The organism is Actinomadura pelletieri DSM 43383 (assembly GCF_003634705.1).
GTDB classification, from domain to species: domain Bacteria; phylum Actinomycetota; class Actinomycetes; order Streptosporangiales; family Streptosporangiaceae; genus Spirillospora; species Spirillospora pelletieri.
Map to the genome: position 1 here is coordinate 940,837 of NZ_RBWU01000001.1, position 22,912 is coordinate 963,748.

Consider the following 22,912-nt stretch of genomic DNA (forward strand, 5'->3'; position numbering starts at 1 on the left):
CGAAGGAATCGCAAGTGACCGCGCTCGGTGTCGGACGGGGGCGTAGGGTGCGGGGGTGGTGAAGGACTTCGATCTTTATGAGCGAGAGTTGTGGGAGGGGCGGGCGCCCGCCTATGAGCGGGGGTTCGCGCAGGTCACGCGGTATATGGTCGGGCCGCTGTTGGATGCCGCGGGGGTTGGGGACGGTACGCGGTTTCTTGATGTGGGGGCGGGGCCCGGGTTCGTGTCGGCGGAGGCGGTGCGGCGGGGGGCCGAGGTGTCGGCCCTGGACGCCGATCCGGGGATGGTGGAGGCCGCGCGCCGGAACGTTCCCGGGTTGGACGTGCGTGTCGCCGTCCTGCCCGAGGTGCCCTTCGCGGACGAGACGTTCGACGCCGTCGCCGGGAACTTCGTCATCAACCATGTGGGCGCCCCGGACGTGGCGATCAGCGCGCTGCGGCGGGTGCTGAGGCCCGGCGGGCGGCTCGCGTTGAGCTGCTGGGTGATGCCCGGCAGCGGGGCCCTCGGCGTCGTCCGGGAGGCGATCGAGCGGGTCGGTGTGCCGTGGCCGGAGGACATTCCGGAGTCGCCGTTCATGCGGTACGGCGAGGCGACGGCGTTCCGGCGGCTGGTGGCGGAGGCGGGGCTCGGTGAGGTGACCGTCGAGGAGGTGTCCTGGAAGCACGCCGTCGACCCCGAGGAGTGGTGGCGGCTCGGCGCGCTGTCCGAGGTCGGCACCAACGGCGTGATCGTCGGACGGCAGGACGCCCCGACCGTCGCGCGGATCAAGGACGCCTACGACGAGATCGTCGCCGAGTACGCGACGGCGGACGGCACGATCGAGCTTCCGGCGCACGCGCTGCTCGCGAGCGGCGTCCGCTGAACCGGCGATACCTACGCGCGGACCGGGGGGTCCGGCCGGTAGCCTCGGGTCTGTGATCGACCTGCGAGCTCTTCGAGAGGACCCCGACCGGCTGCGCGCCTCCCAGCGCGCCCGCGGGGAGGATGACGGTGTCGTCGACCGGCTGCTCGACCTGGACGAAAGGCGCCGCACGGCGCTGACGTCGTTCGAGCGGCTGCGGGCGGAACAGAAGAGTTTCGGCAAGTCGGTGTCCAAGGCCCAGGGCGACGAGCGGCAACGGCTGCTGACCCGCGCCAAGGAACTGGCGCAGCAGGTCAAGGAGGCCGAGGCCGACGCCGACCGGCTCGGTGAGGAACTCGACGCGGTGCTGCGCGGTGTCCCGAACCTGATCGAGGACGGTGCCCCACCCGGTGGTGAGCAGGACTTCGTCGTCCTGGAACACGTCGGCGAGCCGCCGAAGTTCGACTTCGAGCCGAAGGACCATCTGGAGCTGGGTGAGAGCCTCGGCGCCATCGACATGGAACGCGGCGCGAAGGTGTCGGGAGCCCGGTTCTACTATCTGACGGGCGTCGGCGCGCGGCTCCAGTACGCGCTGCTCAACCTCGCCATGGAACAGGCCGTCACGGCCGGGTTCGTCCCGATGTACCCGCCGGTGCTGGTGAAGCCGGAGGCGATGGAGGGCACCGGGTTTCTCGGCGCGCACGCCGCGGAGGTGTACCACCTTCCGCAGGACGAGCTGTACCTGGTGGGGACGTCGGAGGTCCCACTCGCCGCCTACCACATGAACGAGATCATCGACGGGCTGCCGCGGCGGTACGCGGCGTGGTCCTCGTGCTTCCGCCGCGAGGCCGGGTCCTACGGCAAGGACACGCGCGGCATCATCCGCGTCCACCAGTTCGACAAGGTGGAGATGTTCTCCTACTGCGACCCGGCCGAAGCGCACGCCGAGCATCTGCGTCTGCTGGAGTGGGAGAAGGAGATGCTCGCCAAGGTCGAGATCCCGTACCGGGTGATCGACGTGGCGGCGGGCGACCTCGGGTCCAGCGCGGCGCGCAAGTACGACTGCGAGGCGTGGGTGCCCACGCAGAACACGTACCGGGAGGTCACGTCCACGTCGAACTGCACCGAGTTCCAGGCGCGGCGCCTTGCGGTGCGGTTCAAGGGCGACGACGGCCGAAGCCGCCCGGTCGCGACCCTGAACGGGACGCTAGCGACCACGCGCTGGTTGGTCGCGATCCTGGAGAACCACCAGCGGGCGGACGGGACCGTCCACGTCCCCAAGGCCCTCCAGAAATATCTGGGCCAGGACGTCCTGGAACCGATCAAGCGCTGAAGCCCACCGGGCGAGCTGTCGGACGCGTCACTTAGGGTTTGTCTCATCTGCCCTGGAAGGTGACATGACATCTACCTCGCCGCGCTTGATCGCCACGGACCTCGACGGAACGATCGTGCGCTCCGATGGAACGATCTCAGACCGGACGGTCGCCGCCCTGGCCCGTGTCGAACGGGCCGGGGCGATGCTCGTCATGGTGACCGGACGCCCACCGCGCTGGATGACGGAGATCGCCGAGGCCGTCGGCCATCACGGCGTCGCGATCTGCGCGAACGGCGCCGTCGTGTACGACCTGCACACCGATACCGTCCTGCAGACCCGGGAACTCGGCCCGGACGTGATCGCCGAGGTGGTCGGTCGGCTCCGCGGCATCTCCCCCGAACTGCGGTTCGCCGTGGAGCACACGACCGGGTTCGTGTTCGAGTCCTCCTACACCCTGGAACGCTGGGACCTTGAGGCCTTCGGTGGACGTCCCGTCGACGGCGACGACCTCGTCAACCGCAGCGGCACGAAACTGCTCGCGTTCCAGCCCGACGCCGACCCCGACACGCTCGCGGAGAAGGCGGAACAGGCCGTCGGTGACCTCGTCACCGTCACCCACTCGTCCGGGCGGGGGCTGCTGGAGATGAGCGCCCGCGGTGTCACCAAGGCCACCGCCCTCGCCGCGCTGTGCGGCGAGCACGGCGTGACCTCCGCCGACGTCACCGCGTTCGGTGACATGCCCAACGACCTGGCGATGCTCACCTGGGCGGGTACCTCCTACGCCGTCGCCAACGCGCATCCGCTCGTGCTGGCGGCCACCACGCACACGACGTCCCGCAACGACGACGACGGTGTCGCGGAGGTCCTCGAACGCCTCTTCCCATAGCGACGGCCGCGCCCGCGTGGGGCGCGGCCGTGTACGCCGGGGTTTACAGATAGGGGCCGGACGAGCGGGAACCGGGGTTGTGGTCCTCTTCGGCGCCGGGCGGCATCATGCCCGCGGGCAGGGCGCGCCGCATCTGCTCCAGTTGGGCGCGCGCCGCCATCTGCTGGGCGAACAGCGTCGTCTGGATGCCGTGGAAAAGGCCCTCCAGCCAGCCGACGAGCTGCGCCTGCGCGATCCGCAGCTCCGACTCGCTCGGCACCGTGCCGTCCGTGAACGGCAACGACAGCCGGTCCAGCTCCTCCACCAGCTCCGGCGCGAGACCGTCCTCCAACTCCTTGATGGACGACTTGTGGATCTCCCGGAGCCGCGCCCGACTCGCCTCGTCCAGCGGCGCGGCCTTGACCTCCTCCAGCAGTTGCCGGATCATCCCGCCGATCCGCATCACCTTCGCGGGCTGCTCGACCATGTCGGTGACCGACTTGCCTTCGGAGTCACCGCCACCGCCGCCCTCGACGGCGATGCCGTTCGGGCCGACCACGAGCACCTGCGGATCCTTGTCAGACTGCTTGTTCGAAGGCTCGCTCATATCCATTCATCCTCACACGGTCAGCAGGATCTTTCCGACATGACCGCTGTCTTCGAGCAGTCGGTGCGCGCTCGACGCGTCCCGCATCGGGATCCGACGGTCCACGACCGTCCGGACCGCGCCCGACTCCAGCAGCGGCCACACATTTTCCAGGACGTCCGCCACGATCGCCGCCTTCTCCTCCAACGGACGGGCCCGCAACGTCGTCCCATGCACCAGCGCCCGCTTACCGAGCAGCTTTCCGATGTCCAACTCCGCCCGCGTGCCGCCCTGCAACCCGATCACCATCAGGCGTCCGCCGACGGCGAGGGCGTCCACGTTCCTCGCCAGGTACTTGGCCCCGATCAGGTCAAGGATCACGTCGTACGGCCCATGCCGGACGAAATCGTCCTCACGATAGTTGACGGTCACGTCCGCGCCGAGTTCCCGACAGCGGGCCGCCTTCTCCGCGCTGCCCACCGTCGTCACCACCCGTGCGCCACGCGCCTTGGCGAGCTGGATAGCGAACGTTCCGATGCCGCTGCCGCCCCCATGGACCAGCAGGGTCTCCCCGGCGCGAAGCCCACCGAGCATGAAGACGTTCGACCACACCGTGCACGCCACCTCGGGCAGCCCGGCCGCGTCGACGACGTCCACCCCGCGCGGCGCCGGAAGCACCTGCGACGCGGACACCGCGACCCGTTCGGCGTAGCCGCCGCCGCTCAACAGGGCGCACACCTCGTCCCCGACCCGCAGGCCGGTCACCTCGGGACCCGGCTCGGCGACCCGGCCCGACACCTCCAAGCCCGGGTACGGCGGGGCGCCGTCCGGCGGCGGGTAAAGGCCCCTGCGCTGCATGACGTCCGCACGGTTGACCGCGCTCGCCACCACATCGATCAGGACCTCGCCCGGCTTCGGCGCCGGATCCGGGACCGACCGCCATTCCAGGACGTCCGCGTCCCCCGGTTCACGGATCACGATCGCATGCATACCGGCCACGCTACCGGGCACGGACGGGTCTCACCCGGACCAGGTCAACACCGCGCCAAGCCCGATCTCCACGGGGGATACACGCCGTTGGCGCACGGGTATCCTGCGTGGGGGCCAGTTTGCCCACCTGCACCGTGTTGATCATCAAAGGCGTGCACTAGGGGGAAGAACGGTGGCGAGGAACGAGCATGACGGGCGTTCCCTTGAGGAGCGGCTGGCCTCACTCGACGCACTGAGCGGGGACTCGAACCAACAGCCTCCCGCCGAGCAGGAGAACGCTCCACCGGAGAACGAACCGTTCGACCCCAACGCCAACCCCTGGCTCTCCGCGCCCCCGCCCCCGCCGCCCCCCACCTTCCAGCAGCCGTCCGAGAAGTACGCGCCGGAGACCCCCGGCCCGCCACAGCCTCCGCCCTACGACGGCGGCCCCATGCCACAGCCGTTCGACGGCGGCATGCTCCCGCCCCCGTACGCGACCCCGAGCGGCTACTCGGAGAACGACCCGTCCAAGGCCGCTCCCCAGCCGCCCTACGAGGCCAACGGCAACACGGCACCACCCCTTGAAGAGCTGCCGCCGTACCCGTCCGACCCACACAACCCCAACGCGGCCCAACCCACCCCACCGGTCGACCCGAACACGGGCCAGCCATACGCACAGAACACAAACGCCCCGGGCCAGCCGTACCCGCCGATGGACCCCAACACGGGCCATCCCTACCCACAGGACCCGAACACCGCCGCACAGCCCTACCCCTCGCTCGACCCCAACACGGGCCAGCCGTATGCGCAGGACCCGAACGCCGCGGCCCAGCCGTACCCGCCGGTCGATCCGAGCACGGGCCAGCCGTACGCGCAGGATCCAAACGCTGCAGGTCAGCCGTATCCGGCGGTTGATCCGAGCACCGGTCAGCCGTACGCGCAGGACCCGAACGCTGCAGGTCAGCCGTACCCGGCAGTTGATCCGAGCACGGGTCAGCCGTATGCGCAGGACCCGAACGCCGCGGCCCAGCCGTATCCGGCGGTCGATCCGAGCACGGGTCAGCCGTATGCGCAGGACCCGAACGCCGCGGCCCAGCCGTATCCGGCAGTTGATCCGAGCACGGGTCAGCCGTATGCGCAGGATCCGAACGCCGCGGGTCAGCCGTATCCGGCGGTTGATCCGAGCACCGGTCAGCCGTACGCGCAGGACCCCAACGCCGCGGCCCAGCCCTACCCGCCGGTCGATCCGAACACCGGACAGCCGTATCCGCAGGATCCGAACGCTGCAGGTCAGCCGTATCCGGCGGTTGATCCGAGCACGGGCCAGCCGTATGCGCAGGACCCGAACGCCGCGGCCCAGCCCTACCCGCCGGTCGATCCGAACACCGGCCAGCCGTATCCGCAGGGGCCGAACGCTGCGGGTCAGCCGTATGCGCAGGGCACGAATGCCGCAGCGCAGCAATACCCGGCGATTGATCCGAACACCGGACAGCCCATGGCGGGGTACGGCTACCCGGGGCAGCCGCCGCAGGGCCATCCCGCGCAGTACGCCCAGCATGAGCAGCCACAGAACGCCGACAGCCTCAGCTCCGAGAACCTGCTCGGCGAGCGTCGTATCGCGCCGTCCTCCGGCTGGCGACGCGCCGTCTACAAGGCGACCGCGGGCAACATCCACCCGGGGGAGTCGCAGGTCGACCTTCGCCGCAAGGACCTGATCGCGCGGGCGCGGACCCCGGTGGCGGGCGGGCATCACCGGGTCGCCGTCATGTCGCTGAAGGGCGGCGTCGGAAAGACGACCACTACGACCGGGCTCGGCTCGATGCTGGGCCAGCTACGCGGCGACACCGTCATCGCTGTGGACGCCAACCCCGACCGCGGGACGCTGTCGGACAAGGTCAAGCTGGAAACGGCGGCGACCGTCCGAGACCTGCTGAACAACCGCGAGAAGATCCATCGGTACGCCGACGTCCGGGCGTTCACGTCCCAGAACAGCGCGCGGCTGGAGGTCCTGGCGTCCGACCGTGACCCGGCGGTGAGCGAGGCGTTCAGCGCCGAGGACTACGCCGCCGTGGCCGTCGTCCTGGAGCAGTTCTACTCGATCTGCATCACCGACTGCGGAACCGGGCTGCTGCATTCGGCGATGGCGGGCGTCCTGAGCCTGGCCGACCAGCTCGTCCTCGTGAGTTCCCCGTCCGTGGACGGTGCCCGCTCCGCGAGCGCGACGCTGGACTGGCTGGAGGCGCACAACCACGGCCATCTGGTGCGCAACGGCGTGGTCGTGCTGTCGATGGTCCGCAACCGCACCCGCAGTCAGGTCGACCTGGACAAGCTCCAGGCCCACTTCGAGAGCCGGTGCCGCGCCGTCGTCCGCATCCCGTACGACGACCACCTGGAAGAGGGCGCCGAGGTGGAGCTGGAGCAGCTCGCTCCCGGCACACGTGAGGCGTACCTGATGCTCGCGGCCGTGGTCGGTGACGGCTTCGCGTACCAGCGTCCGCAGTAGCCGTTGGAACCGCTGGGACGCGGACCGCGTCCCAGCGCCATGATCGGTGGAGCACGACCGGCAGTCGCCGCCGCGCTGCTGGCCTTGTGCGTGGGCTGCTCCTCGTCCGACGGTAGAGCGATCTGCGGCCCCTGCCCGATGCCCGTGACGCTCAGCGTCTCCGGGCTCGACCAGGTGACCGCCGAAGGTGTGCGGATGCGCCTCTGTGTCGGCGAGCAGCCCTGCACGAGCTTCCGGCTCACACGCCGCAACGACCTGGTGTCCTGTGGAGCCGTGGCCTGCTCACTGAACGAGACGGGCAGCCCACGCCGACTGCAAATCACCCTCAACCAGACGGACGCCCGGAAGGTCGCAAACCTACCCGTGCGGGTAACGGCGTCGACCAGAAAAGGGCAACGGCAAGGTGAGGCGACCATGACATACGTCAACTGGGGGGAGCCCTGCAAGTGCGACTACTCACGCGCCGACGTCGCGTTGATGTAACCGACGATATGCGGTCGAAGCCAGTGGCCCTCGACCGCTATCGTTGACGTTGGCCACCTGGAGAGTTCGCATAGTGGACTAGTGCAGGCGCCTTGAAAGCGCCCAGGGCTGGGGACAGTCCTCGTGGGTTCGAATCCCACACTCTCCGCTGTGTTTATTGCAGTTCACTCCTCCTTCGGCCCTGGCGGGCCTCCATCGTCGTGAACTGCGGTGCGATCGCTGGCATCGCTTCGGCTCGCCTTGCGGCTCGCTGCGCGATCAGGTTCTCGCTTCGCTTGAACCTGCCTTCGGACGCGATCGCAGTGGTCGAGGTTGTTGCGGGGTTGCGGTGGCGGGCTGGGGTCGTTGGTTAGAGGACCCACTCGGGCTGTCGGGCCTGGCGGCCCTCCAGCGTCTTGGCCGCGGGGCGGTCGTTGGCTTCGCTTCGGCTCGCCTTGCGGCTCGCTGCGCGATCAGGTTTCTCGCAGGCTCGAAACCTGCCTTCGGACGCGATCGCAGTGGTTGAGGTCGTTGCGGGGTTGCGGTGGCGGGTTGGGGTTGTTGGTTAGAGGACCCGTACAGGCTGTCGGGCCTTGAGCGCCGTGGCTGCGGTGCATCGCTTCGGCCCTATGGGGTGATCGGCCCGGCCGCGCTGGTGAGGGCAAAGCCTGTTTCGACGTGGCCTCTGCCCCGCGCGCGGACGCGTGACCTGCCCGGTGGAGCGATGCCGGAGGCGAGCGGAGCCGGGTGGATCGCGGAGCGATGTCGCGTTCGCCTCAGGGACGGTCACGTAGCGAGCCGCCAGGCGAGCGGAGTGGGCCGGGCCTGCGAAAGGACTAGCGGCCTGACCTGGAGAAGTGTTGGTAGTCCTTGGTGCCGCTCCACTTGCCGCCCCAGCCCCAGCCGATGGAGGCGAAGGCCTTGACGACCTTGTCGCCGGCGTGGATGACGCCGGGGTCGTCGTTCTTGCGGTTTCTGTACTTGGTGCAGTCTTTGTGCGCGATGCGGCCGTTCGCGGAGACGTACGGGTTCTGGCAGGGGTTGATGTCGATCGCCAGGCCGTAGGCGTGCTGGGAGAACGAGCTCGATCCGGTTGCGGCGCGGCAGTTGAAGGCCGAGGTGTTGTTGGCCTCGATCGACTGGAAGTCGCTGCCCTTGTACTTGTCGACCGGCTCCATGCGTTCGATGGGATAGCGCATGTCGTACAGCTTCTTGAACACGCCGACCAGGTCCTCGGCCTCGGCGGCGTTGACGACGAGCCGTCCGCCGGGGTGCGGCCGGTCGTCCATGCCCCAGTAGGTCATCTCGATCATCCGTAGGCCGGACGGTGGCACCGGACAGCCCCTGCGCCACGAGTGCTTCAGGTCGGCGGCGGTGACCTTTTTGATCTCCGATTGGAACGTCGCGGGTGCGGTGGGTGTGGTGGTGCCGGGCGCGGTGGGCGGGGGTGTGGGGGGAGCGGACTCGCCCGTGTCGTCGGAGCCGCCGCCGCAACCGGCCAGCGCCGTCATGATCACCGCGGCTAGCAGAGCCGCGCTGCGAAGGTGCCCTCTACCTGGCATCTTTCCAGCATGGCATGTCCGGTGGCCTGCACGTGCCACCGGGGATTCGCTACGGTGCGTTTGACGGCGCGTCCGCAGGAAAGGGGCCGGAACGGACGGGCCGTGAACTCATTCGTCCGCCGGGCATGTCGCCGGCGGTGTACGGCCCAGGGGGGAGCCGGGATGGCGGAACCTCGGGAGCGGGACTTCCCCAGCCTCGAAGACGAGATCTTCGCCGTGGCGCACAACGTCGAGGTGGAGGAGACGGTCAGTCCGCGGTTGCGGACGGACCGGGCCCAGGCGTACGCGGAACGTGCGCGGGCCTTCCTCGGACGCGACGTCAAGGCGTTGGGGGCGGGCTTCGGCATCTTCCTGTTCGTTGACGCCGTGATGATGTACGCGCCGTTGATGACGAGCCGTAGGCCGAGCCTTCTGCCGCAGTTCGTGACCTTGCTGGTGCTGGCGTTCGGGCTCGGCGGGCTGCTGGTGTGGAAGGTCGGGGGGCGGTGGCGGACGTTCGGGTTCGGGATGATGCTCGCCTGGGTGTTCCTGACGTTGCTGTCGGTCGGTTTTCTTACCGGCATCACCGTCCCCCTGTAGGGGCGGGTCAGGACGAGAGGTTTTTGAGGACGAGGGAGAAGGCGCGGCCGATGGCCTCGAGGTCGTGCGGGTCGATGATGTCGATGAAGTAGTTCCGGACGGTCTCGACATGGTCGCGGGCGGCCCGGTCGAGCGCGGCGAAGCCCTCGTCGGTCAGGTGGGCGTACACGCCGCGCTTGTCGTTCGGACAGTTGTCCCGTTTGACCAGGCCCTTCGACTCCAGGCGGGAGCAGGTGTGGGACAGGCGGCTGCGGGACTGGCTGGCGTTCTCGGCGAGTTCCGCCATGCGCAGCCGTCGATCGGGAGCCTCCGACAGCCGGACGAGGATTTCGTACTCCGAGACCGACAGCCCGTGCCGCGTCTTCAGATCACGATCCATGATCTCGGTGAGCCGGACGCTGCCGTCGACGTACGCTCGCCAATCGCGCTGCTGGGCGGCATCGAGCCAGCGAGGTTCACTCATGATGTCCAGTATACGTCATGATTGAAGATTCAACTAATGCGCGTCATCTTCACGGTAGCAAGACCTGGTCCGGAAGTTCTCGGGTCCGGGTGACGGACGGGGGCGGCGTGCGCTAGTGTGTTCGAATAGTCGAACAGAAGTTCGATGAGTCAAGGGCGCGCTCGCCGGGGAGGCGGCATGGTGGCGACGGTGGCCACGCGAGGGCCGGACGGCCCGGCGCGCTGCGGACGGCGACGCGAGCACGCGACACGCCGCAGCGGTTTCTACGCAAATCTACGGCCTCAGCTATATCGCCTCATAGAGTCCGAGAGCGTGGACCCCGTGCGCAATCCCTATGCCCCGGGCGCCGGGCAGCGCCCTCCGGAGCTGGCCGGTCGCGACCGTGAGCTCAAGCAGTTCGAGGTGGTCCTCGAACGGGTGGCCCGGGGTCGTCCCGAGCGCAGCATGATCGTCACCGGGCTGCGCGGGGTGGGCAAGACCGTGCTGCTCAACGCGTTCCGGTCGATGGCGATCCAGCGGCTGTGGGGCACCGGGAAGATCGAGGCCCGTCCCGACCAGTCGATCCGGCGGCCGGTCGCCTCGGCGTTGCACCGGGCCGTACGGGAACTGGCGCCCCGGCATCGGGCGCCCGACCGCATCGAGGACTTCCTGGGCGTGCTCAAGGCGTTCGCGCAGTCGGGGCCGGAACCGGCCGGCAAGGAGAAGGCGCGGGCGCACCGGTGGCAGCCCGGCATCGACGTGCCCGCCTCGCGGGGACGTGCCGACTCCGGCGACCTGGAGATCGACCTCACCGAGCTTTTCGTGGACGCCGCGTCCGTGGCCACCGATGTGGGCGTCGGAATCGCCCTGTTCGTCGACGAGATGCAGGACATCCCCGCCGACGACGTGTCCGCGCTGTGCGCCGCCTGTCATGAGCTGTCGCAGGTCGGTGGGCCGCTGATCGTGGTCGGTGCCGGGCTTCCGCATCTACCGGCCGTCCTGTCCGCGAGCAAGTCGTACTCCGAGCGGCTGTTCCGCTACGCCCGGATCGACCGTCTCGACCGCGAGTCCGCCGACCACGCCCTGCTGGCTCCCGCCGAGCGGGAGGACGTCACGTTCACCAAGGACGCCCTCGACGCGCTGTACGGCGCGGCCGACGGCTATCCGTACTTCGTCCAGGCATACGCGAAGGTGGTCTGGGACGTGGCGCCCGACACCCCGATCACCGCCGATGACATCAAGGTCGCCGCTCCGGAGGCGGAGAGTGAACTCGCGGTCGGCTTCTTCGGCAGCCGCTACGAACGCGCCACCCCGGCCGAGCGCGACTACATGCGCGCCATGGCCATGCTCGGCGACGACCCGGTGCCGACCGCGTCCGTCGCGGACGAACTCGGCCGCAAACCGTCCAGCCTGTCGCCCGCCCGCGACGGCCTCATCAAGAAGGGACTCATCTACAGCGCCGAACGCGGCATGGTCGCGTTCACGGTTCCGCACTTCGGCAAGTTCCTCCGCTCCCAGCCCGCCTGACCCGACCGTTCGGCTTCATATCGCTCTCTAGCGCGAAGGTTAGAGAGCGGTAGAGAGCCGCATGGAGTCGTGTTGTTCGAGAAATCTTCGACTCTCTAGCGTCAGGAGTAGAAAGCCGTAGATTCCTCTCGCCTGCCTCTGGTTCTTTCTATGCTTCTCTACGTTTTTCTCTAGAGGGGCGTAGAGAGGCGTGGAGTCGCCTGGGTATGGCACCCCGTAGGGCGCGCCCGTCCTCAGGGCGCGAAGCGGAGAATTCGGGGGAATGGAAGACATGGAGCACGACGATCGGTTCCGCCACCAGGATCCAGACCGCGACTACACCCAGGACGACCTCTCCACCTCCATGGGCGGCTACGACGAAGCCGGCATCCAGCAGGACCCGGGCGCACCAGAACAGGACTACTACGGCCAGGACGAGTACCCGTCCGACATGGCCGGTGGCATCGACGAAACCGACGAGCATCCGGAAGACGAGTTCGCCGACCTTGAGAGCGACCTACCGAAGGACGACACCGAACGCGGCTGGCAATAGCCCCTAACGCTCTATAGGTCTTTCTTGGGCACGTCCAAGAAAGACCTATAGAGCGGCAGAGGTCGCCCGCTTCCGTCGGCGTCAGTGCGCGGCAGGATCGCGAACCGCCAGCACCCCCTTCCGCTGCGCGTTCAGACGCGGCCGAGAAGATCAAGGAACGGCGGAGGGGCCTTCGTTCCGAGGGAGTGGTGTCGTCCGGTGGTTCGGTTGTGTTGGGTGGTCGGCGCGGGGAGGACGAACCATCGTGTGTTCGTCTGCGTGGGCGGGGAGGCTGAATCGATGGCATCCAGGTGAGCTGAGAAGGGTTAGAGGGCGGTGGAGAGGGTGGGGGTGTCTGAGGGGGTGAGTGTGGCGCGGACGGTTCGGTCGCGTTCGGTCGTTGAGACCGCGAAGACGACCTCCATGTTCTGGCCGTCCACATGGGCGGGAAAGACCACGAAGCGCCAGCAGCCCTCTCGCCACACGTCCAGCGGTGTGGCGCTTGCGATCACGTTCTCGTAGGCGGACCACGCGGCGCTGGCGTGCAGCGTCGTGTAGGTCTCCTCGATCGGGCTGCGTCGTCGTTCGCACGGCGTTGACGTGCGGCCCGGACATCGGGGCAGCGCGCCTCTTTCCAGCAGGGCGGGCAGTTCGGGGGACAGGGCCGCGAACAGCGCCAACTCCACCGCGAACACCAGCCACACCTGCGCCTGGACGTCCCGCAGCACGTCCAGGCCCGCCAGCGGCGCGCCGAGTGAGGCGACGGCCGCCGCGGTGAACAGCATGGCCCGCAGCACGCTCCGCCGCTCGACCCTCCGGCTGGACAGGCCGCCGAAACAGCCGCACCCGGCGTCGGGGCGGCGGACCCGCAACTCGCCGACCACCCAGGTGGCCGCGGCGAACGCCACCGTCGTCGCCAGGCGCACCGACAGGTGCGACGTCACCAGCAACGCCAGCCCGAGAATCCCCTCGCCGACGCCGAGCCCGACCGCCATCCGGCGGCTGCCGCGCAGTGCCGTCAGCCGGGCGAGCCCCGCCGGGACCGGCACACCGTGGACATGGTGGGACGCCACCACCGGTTCGCGGACCGCCAGTTTCGCCAGGCACGCGGCGAGCAGCACCGAGGCCAGCAGCAACACCTGCGTGTTCTGGAACGAGGTCACCATGACGCCCCCACTCCCGATGCTCTGGTGAGGGCGCACTGCTCTTCCGGCCGGTCCGGCAGGGGGCGGACGGCTGTGTTGAAGCAGCCGGACTCCAGGTCGCCGCCGAGCCGCGCGAACGCGGCGGGTGTCAGCTCCACGATCCGCCCGCGCGGTGACGCGCCGCACTCCACGCACCGGTCGCAGTAGTGGGCCGCGACGCAGCCGCATTCGACGACCGGCACCGCTGCGGCGCGCCCGTCGCACTCGTTGTGGACGGTGATCTCGCTGCCGAGCGACAGGAACGGAAAGGCGACGCAGCCGGACGGGGCGTTTCCGCATCCCCCGGCGTCCCCCTCGGCATCGACCGCCGGGTAAGCCGCCCCGTCCGCCGCGTCCCCCTCGTCCCCCCGGTCCTCGAGCCCCCCGAACCAGGTCGCCGTTCCGCGCAGCACGTCGGGCACCGGGGCGCCGTGCTCCGGCGCGGCGAGATCGTTGACCCGGTAACCCGGCTGGGACGTGCCCGGCAGCATGGCCCGCGGACCGTCCGGTGACCGGACGCAGATCACGTCGATCAGGTAACCGGGTTCCAGCCGCGGATGCCGGACCAGGACCCGTTCGAGGGACTGTGACGGGATCTCCACCCGGGTTCGGCCCCGGTGCGGGCCCATGTCCACGTCCACGGTGCCCTTGCCGCACGCCAGGATCGTTCCGGTGACCCGGGCGATGTCGACCCATATCCGGTCGGCGGCGCGTGCACCGCCGGGGACGCGAGCGGGCGTCCGGCCGTCATCGGCGGCGCCGGGCCCGGCGTCCCGCGGCCGGACGACCACCCGGCGACCCGGTCGGAGCAGGGCGGTGCCTCCGCGACCGCCATGCCAGACCGTCGTGGCCTCGCTGATCGCGAGCCGCGCCTCCCCGCCGGACGTGCCCACCACGAGCAGGTGCGGGCTCGCGTCCAGCACGATCCCGGTCACCACGTCCAGCGGGCGCCGTGCCCGCTCCGGTCGGGCGTCGTCGGGGGGTGTGCCGAGGACGGCGGCGCGGCGTCGGCGGCGGCTGGCACCACTGGGTGGGGGTGGGGGCATCAGGGGGCTCCGGCGTCCATCATCACTCCGTCTCACCGCTGTGAGGACGGTGAGTCAAGCGTCACGCGCGGTGACTCTCGCTGTCGACGGATTTGTCGCGATTAGTCAGCGAGTGGAGGACGTTCGATCCACCTGGGAGAAAGATTATTCTCTGGTTGACCCGGATATGTATTTTTCGTATGCCCGAAATTACGATTCCCATGCGATCGTCGACATACCGGGAGCCGGTGGCGGCTCCGCAACCCCTGGTCCGGTGGTGAGGTGAACGGGACGCGGCACGAGGAGTTCCGCGAGTACGTGGCGGAACGCGGGACCGTGCTGCTCCGCGCCGCGACCCAGCTCACCAGCGACCGCGGTGAGGCCGAGGACCTCCTCCAGGCCGCCCTCGCCAAGACCTACCTCGCCTGGGACCGCATCGAGGACCCGTCCGCCGTCGACGGATATGTCCGCCGCGCCATGGTCAACACACAGATCTCCTGGTGGCGCCGCCGCAAACTCGACGTGTACCCGACCGACCGGCTGCCCGACCGTCCCGTGGACGAGGACCACGCCGGCCGCAGCGAGATGCGCGACGTGCTGGGCCGCGCGCTTCGCCGCCTCCCCGAACGGCAACGCCTCGCCGTCATGCTCCGCTACTACGAGGACATGTCGGAACGGGAGATCGCCGAGACCCTCGGCGTCAGCGTCGGAACGGTCAAGTCGACCGTGTCCCGGGGCATGACCAAACTTCGCGAGCTCATGACCACGTCGTGACCAGTGCGTTGTGTGACGAAACCTGGGTAGTGTCGAGAGAATGGCACTACCCCGCACCTACGAGTCACAGCACTGTTCGCTCGCGCGCTCGCTGGAGATCGTCGGCGACCGGTGGACGATGCTGGTGATCCGCAGCGCCTTCCAGGGTGTGCGGCGCTTCGACGACTTCCAGGACGCGCTCGGCGTGGCACGCAACGTCCTGACCGACCGGCTCAACCGGCTCTGTGACGAGGGCGTCCTGCGCCGCGTCCCGTACCAGCGACGGCCGGAGCGGCACGAGTACCGACTGACCCGCAAGGGCGTCGAACTGTGGCCCGCGGTGATGACGCTGATGATGTGGGGCGACCGCCACTACGCGCCCGCGGGACCGCCTCTGATCATCGGCCACCGCGGCTGCGCCGGCGTCCTGACCCCGCGGTTCACCTGCGACGTCTGTGGAGCGTTCCTCGGACCGGGCGATGTGGACCCGCGCCCCGGCCCGAGCGCCTGATCGGAATCTCGGTTGCTTCACGCAACCTTCTACGGTCCAATGAGTTGTATGGAACAACTCACCGTGCCACCGGACGACCTGCGAATCCGGCCGTACGGGCTCGCCGACCGCGACCGCGTCCTGCGGATGTCGGACCGGCTGTCCTCCGACAGCCTCTACACCCGCTTCTCCTCCGGCACCCCCCGTCTCCCCCGCCACTACCTCGCCCTGCTGGACGGCCTCGACCACTGGGACCGCGACGCCCTGGTGGCGCTGGACGGAGACGAGATCGTCGCGATCGCCGAGTACGTCCGCCACCGCAAGCGGCCCCGGCGCGCGGACATCGCCGTCCTCGTCACCGACCCGTGGCAGCGTCTCGGCATCGGCACCGTCCTCGTCGCCTACCTCGCCGAACTCGCCGCACGGCGCGGCATCACCGAGTTCGACGCGGACGTCGTCCCGTCCAACACCGGTGCCGTCCGACTCATCCGGCGCGGCTGGCCCGCCGTGCGCTCCACCTGGGAAGGCGGCCTCACGCATTTCCACCTCCCCCTCCCGGTGTGAACGCGCCGTCGAGCCCGGTTGAACCGATCACGTTGGGCCTGCTTACGATGACCCGCATGACCCAGAACCTGCTCGGCGGCCTTCCTCCGACCGAACTGCCGGACCACCCCGAGGCCCGCAAGGCCCTGGAGGGCGGCCTCGACCCGTTCGAGGTCGCCGCGCGGCACCCCGACTACCCGGCCGCCTGGGCCGAACTTGCCGACCGCGCCTTCGCGAACGGCAGCGTCATCGACTCCTACGCCTTCGCCCGCACCGGCTACCACCGCGGCCTCGACCAACTCCGCCGCGCCGGCTGGCGGGGGCAGGGCCCCGTCCCGTGGGAGCACGCGCCCAACCGCGGCTTCCTCCGCGCCCTCCACGCCCTCGGCCGAGCCGCCGCCGCCATCGGCGAGGACGACGAGGCCGAACGCTGCAGGACCTTCCTCCGCGACAGCAGCCCGACCGCCGCCGACACCCTGTCCGCGTCCTAAGGCGTCATCCCAGAACCGCTCGACGCGCGTCCCGAGGACGGCGAGGCCCGACGCCGCAAGACCTCTCCGCCCCGCAGGGCGCAGGGGCCGCGCGGGTGGCGGGCGGTCGCTGTTGAGGTCAAGGCGCGGCTTAGGCGTGTTGGTTGAGTAGGCAAGGGCTTGCCGGGACGTTGGCGAGGGGCCCTGCTGTACGGCCCGCTCTTGCTGGGCCCGGAGTCGTCGGGGGTGGTGGGGAGCCGGTGTCCGGTTTCCTTGGCGCCCAGGTCCGGGTACGCTTTGATCGCAAGAGGCCCCTTCGCGCTTGCGGCGACCGGGGCCTTCGTCGTGGGAAGGAAAAGTGGCATGCCTGCCATCGTTCTTGTCGGGGCCCAGTGGGGAGATGAGGGCAAGGGCAAGGCCACAGACCTGCTCGGCGGGGACGTCGACTACGTCGTCCGCTACCAGGGTGGCAACAACGCCGGGCACACCGTGGTCATCGGCGACCAGAGCTACGCGCTGCATCTGTTGCCGTCCGGGGTGCTGTCCCCCGACGTCGTCCCGGTGATCGGTAACGGCGTGGTGATCGACCCGGCCGTGCTGCTCCAGGAGATCGACGGGCTGCGCGATCGTGGGGTGAGCTGCGAACGCCTGCTGATCTCGGCGAACGCGCATCTGATCATGCCGCACCACCGGGCCCTCGACAAGGTCACCGAGCGCTATCTCGGCAAGGCCAGGATCGGCACCACCGGACGCGGTATCGGCCCCACCTACGCCGACAAGATCAACCGCATGGGCATCCGGGTGCAGGACCTGTTCGACCCGAACATCCTGACCCAGAAGCTCGATCTGGCGCTGCGCGAGAAGAACCAGGTCCTGACGAAGGTCTACAACCGGCGCCGCATCGAGACGGGCCCGATCGTCCAGGAGTACGTGGCGTACGGGGAGCGGTTGAAGCCGTTCGTCGCCGACACCACGCTGATCCTTAACCAGGCCCTGGACGACGACAAGGTCGTCCTGCTGGAGGGCGCCCAGGGGACGCTCCTCGACCTCGACCACGGCACGTACCCGTTCGTGACGTCGTCCAGCCCGACCGCGGGCGGCGCGTGCGCGGGCTCCGGCATCGGCCCGACGAAGATCAGCCGCGTGATCGGCATCATCAAGGCGTACACGACCCGTGTGGGCTCGGGGCCGTTCCCGACGGAGCTGCTGGACGAGCAGGGCGAGTACCTGCGCAAGACCGGCGGCGAGTACGGCGTCACCACCGGACGCGACCGCCGCTGCGGCTGGTTCGACGCCGTCATCGCCCGTTACGCGACCCGCGTCAACGGCATCACCGACTACTTCCTCACCAAGCTGGACGTGCTGTCCGGGCTGGAGCGGGTCCCGGTGTGCGTCGCCTACGAGGTGGACGGCGTCCGCGTCGACGAACTGCCGACCACCCAGACCGAGTTCCACCACGCCAAGCCGATCCTGGAGCACCTGGACGGCTGGGGCGAGGACATCAGCGGCGCGAAGAAGTTCGAGGACCTGCCGAAGAACGCGCAGGCGTACGTCCGGGCCGTGGAGGAGATGTCCGGCTGCCGTATCTCCGCGATCGGCGTCGGACCGGGCCGCGACCAGACCCTCTCCCTGCGCCCGCTCGTCTGAGCGTGGAGATCCACGGGCATCGAGGCGCCCGCGGGGTGCGGCCGGAGAACACCCTTCCCGGCTTCGCCCACGCGGTCGCCCTCGGCGTGGACGCCATCGAACTCGACGTCGGCCTGTCCGCGGACGACATGGTCGTCCTCAACCACGACCAGGCTCTTTCACCGGCCAACCTCACCGACACCGCACCCGCGTGGCCCGACGATCCCGCCTTCCCCTACGTGGGAAAGCAGATCCGTTCACTCACCCTGGCCCAACTCCGCACCATCGACGCGGGCTCCCGACCTCATGAGGCGTTCACGCAGGTGCCCGTCCCGGGCGCCGGCATCCCCACCCTCAATGAGGCGTGCGCGCTGCTGGCCGCGACGGACGTGACCCTGTCCGTCGAGTTGAAGACCGACCCGACCTGGCCGCTCGCCGAGATCGAGCACTTCACCGCCGCCGTGGCCGACGTCCTGACGTCCCACGCCCTCACACACCGGACCCGCCTCCTCGCCTTCGACTGGCGCGTCCTGACCACGGCCCGCAAACACCACCCCGACTTCGGCCGCGTGGCCCTGTTCGAGGCCAAGACCCTCGCGCCGGAGACCGCCTGGCTGGCGGGCCATCCACCGGACGACCCGGTCGCCACGGCCACGACCATCGGCGCGACCGCCATCTCCCCCGAAGCGGCGATCACCACCTCCGCCTTGGTCGACCAGGCTCACGCCGCCGATTTCCCCGTGATCGTCTGGACGGTCAACACCCCCGAAGACCTGTCCCGCTTCACCGCCTACGGCGTGGACGCCGTCGTCACCGACTACCCCGACCGGATCACGAACTGAGGCCGGTCACGCCGCGGAGATGGTCAGCACGCCCAGCAGCGAGGTCGCGATCCCGACATGCTGTGGACGCGCCAGCCGCTCCTTCAGGAAGACGCGCGCCAGGACCATCGTGACGACGGTGTGGAGCGAGCCGAGAACCGCGACGACGCTCACCAGACCGTGGGTCGAGGCGGTCGCGTAGAGGGTGTCGGCGGTGACGATGAGGACGCCGATCGACGCGACCGCGGGGAGGTCCGTTCGCGACACGGCGACGCGATGGCGGCTGAGGACGACGACCGTCGCGACGGCCGCGGTCGCGGTGAGGCGAGCGGTCAGCAGGGCCCAGCCGACGTCGCCCTTGCTCGCGCCGTCCATGGCGAAGAAGAACGCGCCGAACCCAAGGGCTGCCAGCAGTCCGTACAGGACACTGGGCAGTGCCCGCGAGGTCGCGTCCTGCTCGCCCCCGGCCCGCCGCGAGGTGATCACGAGCCCGAGCAGCGCCAATGCCAGCCCGCCGAACTGGATCGTCCCGGGGACCTCCCCGGTCGCCAGACCCGCCAGGAGCGGGACGACCGGCGCGGTCGCGGCGATGGGCGCGACGACGCTCATCCTGCCGACCGCGAGGCCACGGTAGAGCGCGGCGACCCCGACCGTCTCGGCGAGCCCGGACGCGGCGGCCTGACCGAGCGATCCCATGCCCGGCGGGCCGGCGCCGCGTACGGTCACCAGAACAGTGACCAGGACCAGAGCCGCCGACTGTGAGATCAGCAGCACCGTGAGCAGCGGCGCGGCGCGGCTCTTCAACCCGCCGAGGAAGTCGGAGGCTCCCCAGCCGAGGGCCGCGCCCAGCGCGAGGACGATGGCGATCACCTCAGCGTCCCGCGGTGTGGTCGAGGATCGCCGGGACGACCACGTCCCACCGGTGCCGGGGGAAGACCTCGTGACCGGTGCCCTCCAGCGGGATGAAGCGGGCGCCCGGGATCTCCGCCGCGAGCGCGCGACCGTGGCCGACCGGGAAGAACGGGTCCTCGGTGCCGTGGAACACCAGCGTCGGAACGCCGACCTCGCCGAGCCGTCCGCGCCAGGGCTCACCCGCGTCGATCAGGAAGGGGTTGGTGAGCTGCGCGGCCACGTCGACGGTCCGGTCCACGACGCGTTCGGCCGCGGCCCGCATGCCGTCCCGGTCGAAGGGACGCGAACGCGCGGCGAAGGGCCGTTCGGCCTCGACCAGATAATCGATGACCGCCGCCCGGTCGGACCAGTCGGGCTCGGCGGGCTCGTCCGCGAAGAGCTGCTGAATCTCCCGCGACATCCCCGGCAGGTCGGGGTGGTGGTGGCCGGGACCGCCGGGCGTGCCGGAGGCGAGGGTGAGCGAGGCCACCCGGTCGGTGTGGTCCAGGGCCAGGAGCTGGGCGACCGCCGCGCCCTGCGACATGCCGACCACATGGGCGGCGGTGACACCGAGCGCGTCGAGCAGCGCGGCGGCGTCCGCGACCAGGTCGCGGAGCCCGTATGCGGGTGATCCCACCGGGTAGGCGGTCGAACGGCCCGCGTCCCTGCTGTCGTGACGGATGACCCGCCTGCCCCCGGCCACCAGCCGGTTCACGAACTCCTCGTCCCACGCCGTCAGGGAATGGCCCGCGCCGTGAATCAGCAGAACGGCCGGGTCGGCCGGATCGCCGGACGCCTCCACGCACAGTTCCACGCCGTTGACCTTGACGATCCGCTCACCGGTCGACATCCCACGTCCCTTCAGATCGTTACATGTAACGAACAAGCTAGACCCGGAGTCCGTTACATGTAAAGAAAAATCCTCGTAGACTCCCTGACATGTCCCGCCCCCAGCCGGAGACCGCCGCCCAGGACGCCTGGCGCGCGTACCGCCGCCTTCAACTGCTCGTGGACGCCGAGATCGCCCGTGACCTGGAGCGCGAGTCGGGCCTGTCGCTCCCCGACTTCGAGGTGCTGTCCGCCGTGGCGGCGATGTCGAGCGGCGAGCACTGCATCCGTGTCGGTCAGCTGACCGCCCGCATGGGCTGGGCCCACAGCCGCCTGTCCCGCCAACTCGGCCGGATGGAACGCCGTGGCCTCATCGCCCGCGAACCCTGCCAACTCGACGGACGCGGCGACGACGTCCTGCTCACCGACTCAGGCCGCCACGCCTACGAGAAGGCCGCTCCGACGCACCTGGCGTCCGTCCAACGCCATTTCACCGACCACCTGACCCCGGCCCAACTCGACGCCCTCACCAGCATCGAACAAACCCTCACCAACCGCCACTAAGCCCCGAGTCTCCGGCCAGGAGCCGCCCTGACCGCCAACAGCAACCCGCCGAACGCGCCAACCTCAGCTCGCCTCCGCAACCCCGCAACGACCTCGACCACTGCGATCGCGTCCGAAGGCAGGTTTCGAGCCTGCGAGAAACCTGATCGCGCAGCGAGCCGCAAGGCGAGTCGGAGCGATGCCAGCGATCGCACCGTGTTTTTCGACGATGGAGGCCCGCCAGGGCCGAAGGAGGAGAAAAATACAATAAGCGCTACAACCAGCCGTTGCGGCGGAAGCCGCGGTAGAGGGAGAAGCAGGCCAGGGTGATGACGGCGAGGATCATGGGGTAGCCGTAGCGCCATTGGGTCTCGGGCATGAAGTCGAAGTTCATGCCGTAGACGCCGGCTATGGCGGTCGGGACCATGAAGATGGCGCCCCAGGCGGAGATCTTCCGCATGTCGCGGTTGTCGGCGACGGTGACCTGGGTCATGTGGGCCTGGAGGATGGGGTTGAGGAGTTCGTCGTACGCCTCGACCTGTTCGCGGACGCGGGTGAGGTGGTCCTCGACGTCGCGGAGGTACTCCTTGATCTCGGCGGGGACGAAGCGGCGTCCGGAGAGGTTGCGCAGCGGTCCGGCGAGGGGGCCGACGGCGCGCTTGAGCTGGATGACCTCGCGCTTGAGGCGGTAGATGCGGCGGGACTCGTCGGTGCGTTCGGGCGAGAAGACCGCCTCCTCGACCTCGTCGATGTCCTCCATGACGGCGTCGGCGACGCCGACGTAGCCGTCGACGACGCGGTCGGCTACGGCGTGCAGGACGGCGGCGGGGCCGAGCGCGAGGCGGGCCGGGTCCTTTTCGAGGTCGCGGCGGACGGGGCCGAGGGCTCCGTGGGCGCCGTGCCGGACGGTCACGACGAAGTCGGGGCCGCAGAAGATCATGATCTCGCCGGTCTCGACGGCCTCGGTGCCGCCGGGGTCGCTGGCGACGTAGCCGACGGTCTTCATGACGACGAAGTGCACGTCGTCATAGCGCTCCAGCTTGGGACGCTGGTGGGCGTGGATGGCGTCCTCGACGGCGAGGGGGTGCAGGCCGAAGACCTCGGCGAGTTCGGTGAGTTCGGTCGCGGACGGTTCGTGCAGGCCGACCCAGACGAATCCGGCGCTGTCACCGTCGGAGGTGAGGCGGCCGTCGCGGATGAGGCGGATGGCGTCGGCGACGGTCTCGGTCGAGGCCCGGTGCCCGTCGATGTAGGCGGCCCAGTCGATCACGGCGGAGTCGCGCTGCGGCGCCGGGACGCCGTTCGGGCGGCCACGCGTCTTGAACAGCACGCGACCGGGGCGGACTCGTGTCATGGCCATGAGGTGCTCCTAACCCGCCGGCCACGCACGCAGCGCGCGCTCGACCCGGGGGTTAGAGAGGGGAGCGCGCTGGAGGCGTGGCCGGACGCCAGAGAGAGGCGGACGGTCGGACAGTCCTGCTCGGACTGTGAGGGTTTTCCGGCGAACCGCAAGGATCACCAGGACTCATCCCGACCACCTCCTTTCACGCGTCCAGACAGCGGGCCGTCAAGCCCG

Annotated in this window: 23 protein-coding genes and 1 tRNA gene; 15 read left to right on the top strand and 9 right to left on the bottom strand. The window is 69.6% G+C overall.

Translation table 11 applies throughout. The annotated features are described in order from the left end of the window. Positions 1 to 58 precede the first annotated feature (58 nt). The 3 genes from BZB76_RS04310 (at position 59) to BZB76_RS04320 (ending at position 3,042) form a co-directional block, all read left to right on the top strand. The gene (locus BZB76_RS04310; protein ID WP_211342818.1) at positions 59 to 862 is read left to right on the top strand and encodes a class I SAM-dependent methyltransferase; all 804 of its coding nucleotides are present in this window, start codon (positions 59 to 61) and stop codon (positions 860 to 862) included. Positions 863 to 914: 52 nt separating this feature from the next. Beyond that, a complete protein-coding gene (gene serS, locus BZB76_RS04315; RefSeq protein ID WP_121432949.1) occupies positions 915 to 2,174 on the top strand; it encodes a serine--tRNA ligase in 1,260 nt (419 codons plus the stop codon). A gap of 64 nt (positions 2,175 to 2,238) precedes the next feature. Continuing rightward, positions 2,239 to 3,042 (top strand): Cof-type HAD-IIB family hydrolase, encoded by an 804-nt coding sequence (locus BZB76_RS04320; protein WP_121432950.1) that lies wholly within the window; start codon positions 2,239 to 2,241, stop codon positions 3,040 to 3,042. Between the two features lie 43 nt (positions 3,043 to 3,085). Here BZB76_RS04320 and BZB76_RS35150 read toward each other — a convergent pair whose 3' ends face one another. Together BZB76_RS35150 and BZB76_RS35155 are read right to left on the bottom strand one after the other, a co-directional pair. After that, positions 3,086 to 3,628 (bottom strand): bacterial proteasome activator family protein, encoded by a 543-nt coding sequence (locus BZB76_RS35150; RefSeq protein WP_211342819.1) that lies wholly within the window; start codon positions 3,626 to 3,628, stop codon positions 3,086 to 3,088. A gap of 12 nt (positions 3,629 to 3,640) precedes the next feature. Continuing rightward, on the bottom strand, positions 3,641 to 4,597 hold the full coding sequence (locus BZB76_RS35155; RefSeq protein WP_211342820.1) for an NAD(P)H-quinone oxidoreductase: 957 nt from the start codon (positions 4,595 to 4,597) through the stop codon (positions 3,641 to 3,643). A 172-nt stretch (positions 4,598 to 4,769) separates the two neighbouring features. Between BZB76_RS35155 and BZB76_RS36525 the strand changes: the two genes are divergently transcribed. Then, a complete protein-coding gene (locus tag BZB76_RS36525) occupies positions 4,770 to 7,079 on the top strand; it encodes a MinD/ParA family ATP-binding protein (protein ID WP_337959733.1) in 2,310 nt (769 codons plus the stop codon). Positions 7,080 to 7,621: 542 nt separating this feature from the next. Beyond that, positions 7,622 to 7,710, top strand: a tRNA-Ser gene (locus BZB76_RS04340). Positions 7,711 to 8,377: 667 nt separating this feature from the next. Here BZB76_RS04340 and BZB76_RS04345 read toward each other — a convergent pair. Next, the gene (locus BZB76_RS04345) at positions 8,378 to 9,103 is read right to left on the bottom strand and encodes a M15 family metallopeptidase (protein ID WP_121432952.1); all 726 of its coding nucleotides are present in this window, start codon (positions 9,101 to 9,103) and stop codon (positions 8,378 to 8,380) included. 162 nt (positions 9,104 to 9,265) lie between these two features. Between BZB76_RS04345 and BZB76_RS04350 the strand changes: the two genes are divergently transcribed. Next, positions 9,266 to 9,682 carry a hypothetical protein gene (locus BZB76_RS04350; RefSeq protein ID WP_121432953.1) on the top strand — a complete coding sequence of 139 codons (417 nt, stop codon included), beginning with the start codon at positions 9,266 to 9,268 and terminating at the stop codon, positions 9,680 to 9,682. 7 nt (positions 9,683 to 9,689) lie between these two features. On the opposite strand, the gene BZB76_RS04355 is transcribed toward BZB76_RS04350, so the two are convergent. Then, positions 9,690 to 10,145 (bottom strand): MarR family winged helix-turn-helix transcriptional regulator, encoded by a 456-nt coding sequence (locus tag BZB76_RS04355; RefSeq protein ID WP_117397304.1) that lies wholly within the window; start codon positions 10,143 to 10,145, stop codon positions 9,690 to 9,692. Positions 10,146 to 10,466: 321 nt separating this feature from the next. Between BZB76_RS04355 and BZB76_RS04360 the strand changes: the two genes are divergently transcribed. After that, positions 10,467 to 11,651, top strand: coding sequence for an ATP-binding protein (locus BZB76_RS04360; RefSeq protein WP_246006745.1), 1,185 nt, complete (start codon positions 10,467 to 10,469; stop codon positions 11,649 to 11,651). Between the two features lie 262 nt (positions 11,652 to 11,913). Next, a complete protein-coding gene (locus tag BZB76_RS04365; protein ID WP_147449307.1) occupies positions 11,914 to 12,183 on the top strand; it encodes a hypothetical protein in 270 nt (89 codons plus the stop codon). Between the two features lie 305 nt (positions 12,184 to 12,488). Here the strand turns inward: BZB76_RS04365 and BZB76_RS04370 are convergent, their stop codons facing one another. Both BZB76_RS04370 and BZB76_RS04375 read right to left on the bottom strand, forming a co-directional pair. Beyond that, the gene (locus BZB76_RS04370) at positions 12,489 to 13,328 is read right to left on the bottom strand and encodes a MauE/DoxX family redox-associated membrane protein (RefSeq protein WP_121432956.1); all 840 of its coding nucleotides are present in this window, start codon (positions 13,326 to 13,328) and stop codon (positions 12,489 to 12,491) included. Next, positions 13,322 to 14,392 (bottom strand): hypothetical protein, encoded by a 1,071-nt coding sequence (locus tag BZB76_RS04375; RefSeq protein WP_211342821.1) that lies wholly within the window; start codon positions 14,390 to 14,392, stop codon positions 13,322 to 13,324. Before BZB76_RS04375 ends, BZB76_RS04370 begins: the two co-directional genes overlap by 7 nt. Before the next feature lie 261 nt (positions 14,393 to 14,653). Between BZB76_RS04375 and BZB76_RS04380 the strand changes: the two genes are divergently transcribed. The 6 genes from BZB76_RS04380 (at position 14,654) to BZB76_RS04405 (ending at position 19,095) form a co-directional block, all read left to right on the top strand. After that, positions 14,654 to 15,145, top strand: a complete 492-nt coding sequence (locus BZB76_RS04380) for a SigE family RNA polymerase sigma factor (RefSeq protein WP_121432957.1) — start codon at positions 14,654 to 14,656, stop codon at positions 15,143 to 15,145. A 40-nt stretch (positions 15,146 to 15,185) separates the two neighbouring features. Next, positions 15,186 to 15,635 carry a winged helix-turn-helix transcriptional regulator gene (locus tag BZB76_RS04385; RefSeq protein WP_121432958.1) on the top strand — a complete coding sequence of 150 codons (450 nt, stop codon included), beginning with the start codon at positions 15,186 to 15,188 and terminating at the stop codon, positions 15,633 to 15,635. A 48-nt stretch (positions 15,636 to 15,683) separates the two neighbouring features. Next, positions 15,684 to 16,178, top strand: a complete 495-nt coding sequence (locus BZB76_RS04390) for a GNAT family N-acetyltransferase (protein WP_246006746.1) — start codon at positions 15,684 to 15,686, stop codon at positions 16,176 to 16,178. 47 nt (positions 16,179 to 16,225) lie between these two features. Next, complete coding sequence (locus tag BZB76_RS04395; protein WP_121432960.1) at positions 16,226 to 16,648, top strand: DUF3151 domain-containing protein; 423 nt, start codon at positions 16,226 to 16,228, stop codon at positions 16,646 to 16,648. A gap of 342 nt (positions 16,649 to 16,990) precedes the next feature. Beyond that, positions 16,991 to 18,274: an adenylosuccinate synthase gene (locus BZB76_RS04400; RefSeq protein WP_121432961.1), complete on the top strand. Its 1,284-nt coding sequence runs from the start codon at positions 16,991 to 16,993 to the stop codon at positions 18,272 to 18,274. Between the two features lie 2 nt (positions 18,275 to 18,276). After that, complete coding sequence (locus tag BZB76_RS04405; protein WP_246006747.1) at positions 18,277 to 19,095, top strand: glycerophosphodiester phosphodiesterase family protein; 819 nt, start codon at positions 18,277 to 18,279, stop codon at positions 19,093 to 19,095. Positions 19,096 to 19,101: 6 nt separating this feature from the next. Here BZB76_RS04405 and BZB76_RS04410 read toward each other — a convergent pair whose 3' ends face one another. Then, entirely contained in the window at positions 19,102 to 19,944 is an 843-nt protein-coding gene (locus BZB76_RS04410; RefSeq protein ID WP_121432962.1) for an EamA family transporter, read from the bottom strand. 1 nt (position 19,945) lies between these two features. Next, positions 19,946 to 20,815, bottom strand: a complete 870-nt coding sequence (locus BZB76_RS04415) for an alpha/beta fold hydrolase (protein WP_121432963.1) — start codon at positions 20,813 to 20,815, stop codon at positions 19,946 to 19,948. Between the two features lie 89 nt (positions 20,816 to 20,904). On the opposite strand from BZB76_RS04415, the gene BZB76_RS04420 reads away from it, so the two are divergent. Continuing rightward, positions 20,905 to 21,357 (top strand): MarR family winged helix-turn-helix transcriptional regulator, encoded by a 453-nt coding sequence (locus BZB76_RS04420; RefSeq protein ID WP_121432964.1) that lies wholly within the window; start codon positions 20,905 to 20,907, stop codon positions 21,355 to 21,357. A 253-nt stretch (positions 21,358 to 21,610) separates the two neighbouring features. On the opposite strand, the gene BZB76_RS04425 is transcribed toward BZB76_RS04420, so the two are convergent. Beyond that, positions 21,611 to 22,696: a magnesium and cobalt transport protein CorA gene (locus BZB76_RS04425; protein WP_121432965.1), complete on the bottom strand. Its 1,086-nt coding sequence runs from the start codon at positions 22,694 to 22,696 to the stop codon at positions 21,611 to 21,613. Positions 22,697 to 22,912 lie beyond the last annotated feature (216 nt).

Bases quoted from the DNA above. Each gene is read 5' to 3' on its own strand.
- BZB76_RS04320 (WP_121432950.1), top strand. From the start codon at position 2,239: ATGACATCTACCTCGCCGCGCTTGATCGCCACGGACCTCGACGGAACG.
- BZB76_RS35150 (WP_211342819.1), bottom strand. From the start codon at position 3,628: ATGAGCGAGCCTTCGAACAAGCAGTCTGACAAGGATCCGCAGGTGCTC.
- BZB76_RS35155 (WP_211342820.1), bottom strand. From the start codon at position 4,597: ATGCATGCGATCGTGATCCGTGAACCGGGGGACGCGGACGTCCTGGAA.
- BZB76_RS04345 (WP_121432952.1), bottom strand. From the start codon at position 9,103: ATGCCAGGTAGAGGGCACCTTCGCAGCGCGGCTCTGCTAGCCGCGGTG.
- BZB76_RS04350 (WP_121432953.1), top strand. From the start codon at position 9,266: ATGGCGGAACCTCGGGAGCGGGACTTCCCCAGCCTCGAAGACGAGATC.
- BZB76_RS04355 (WP_117397304.1), bottom strand. From the start codon at position 10,145: ATGAGTGAACCTCGCTGGCTCGATGCCGCCCAGCAGCGCGATTGGCGA.
- BZB76_RS04365 (WP_147449307.1), top strand. From the start codon at position 11,914: ATGGAAGACATGGAGCACGACGATCGGTTCCGCCACCAGGATCCAGAC.
- BZB76_RS04370 (WP_121432956.1), bottom strand. From the start codon at position 13,328: ATGGTGACCTCGTTCCAGAACACGCAGGTGTTGCTGCTGGCCTCGGTG.
- BZB76_RS04375 (WP_211342821.1), bottom strand. From the start codon at position 14,392: ATGCCCCCACCCCCACCCAGTGGTGCCAGCCGCCGCCGACGCCGCGCC.
- BZB76_RS04385 (WP_121432958.1), top strand. From the start codon at position 15,186: ATGGCACTACCCCGCACCTACGAGTCACAGCACTGTTCGCTCGCGCGC.
- BZB76_RS04390 (WP_246006746.1), top strand. From the start codon at position 15,684: ATGGAACAACTCACCGTGCCACCGGACGACCTGCGAATCCGGCCGTAC.
- BZB76_RS04395 (WP_121432960.1), top strand. From the start codon at position 16,226: ATGACCCGCATGACCCAGAACCTGCTCGGCGGCCTTCCTCCGACCGAA.
- BZB76_RS04400 (WP_121432961.1), top strand. From the start codon at position 16,991: ATGCCTGCCATCGTTCTTGTCGGGGCCCAGTGGGGAGATGAGGGCAAG.
- BZB76_RS04415 (WP_121432963.1), bottom strand. From the start codon at position 20,815: ATGTCGACCGGTGAGCGGATCGTCAAGGTCAACGGCGTGGAACTGTGC.
- BZB76_RS04420 (WP_121432964.1), top strand. From the start codon at position 20,905: ATGTCCCGCCCCCAGCCGGAGACCGCCGCCCAGGACGCCTGGCGCGCG.
- BZB76_RS04425 (WP_121432965.1), bottom strand. From the start codon at position 22,696: ATGGCCATGACACGAGTCCGCCCCGGTCGCGTGCTGTTCAAGACGCGT.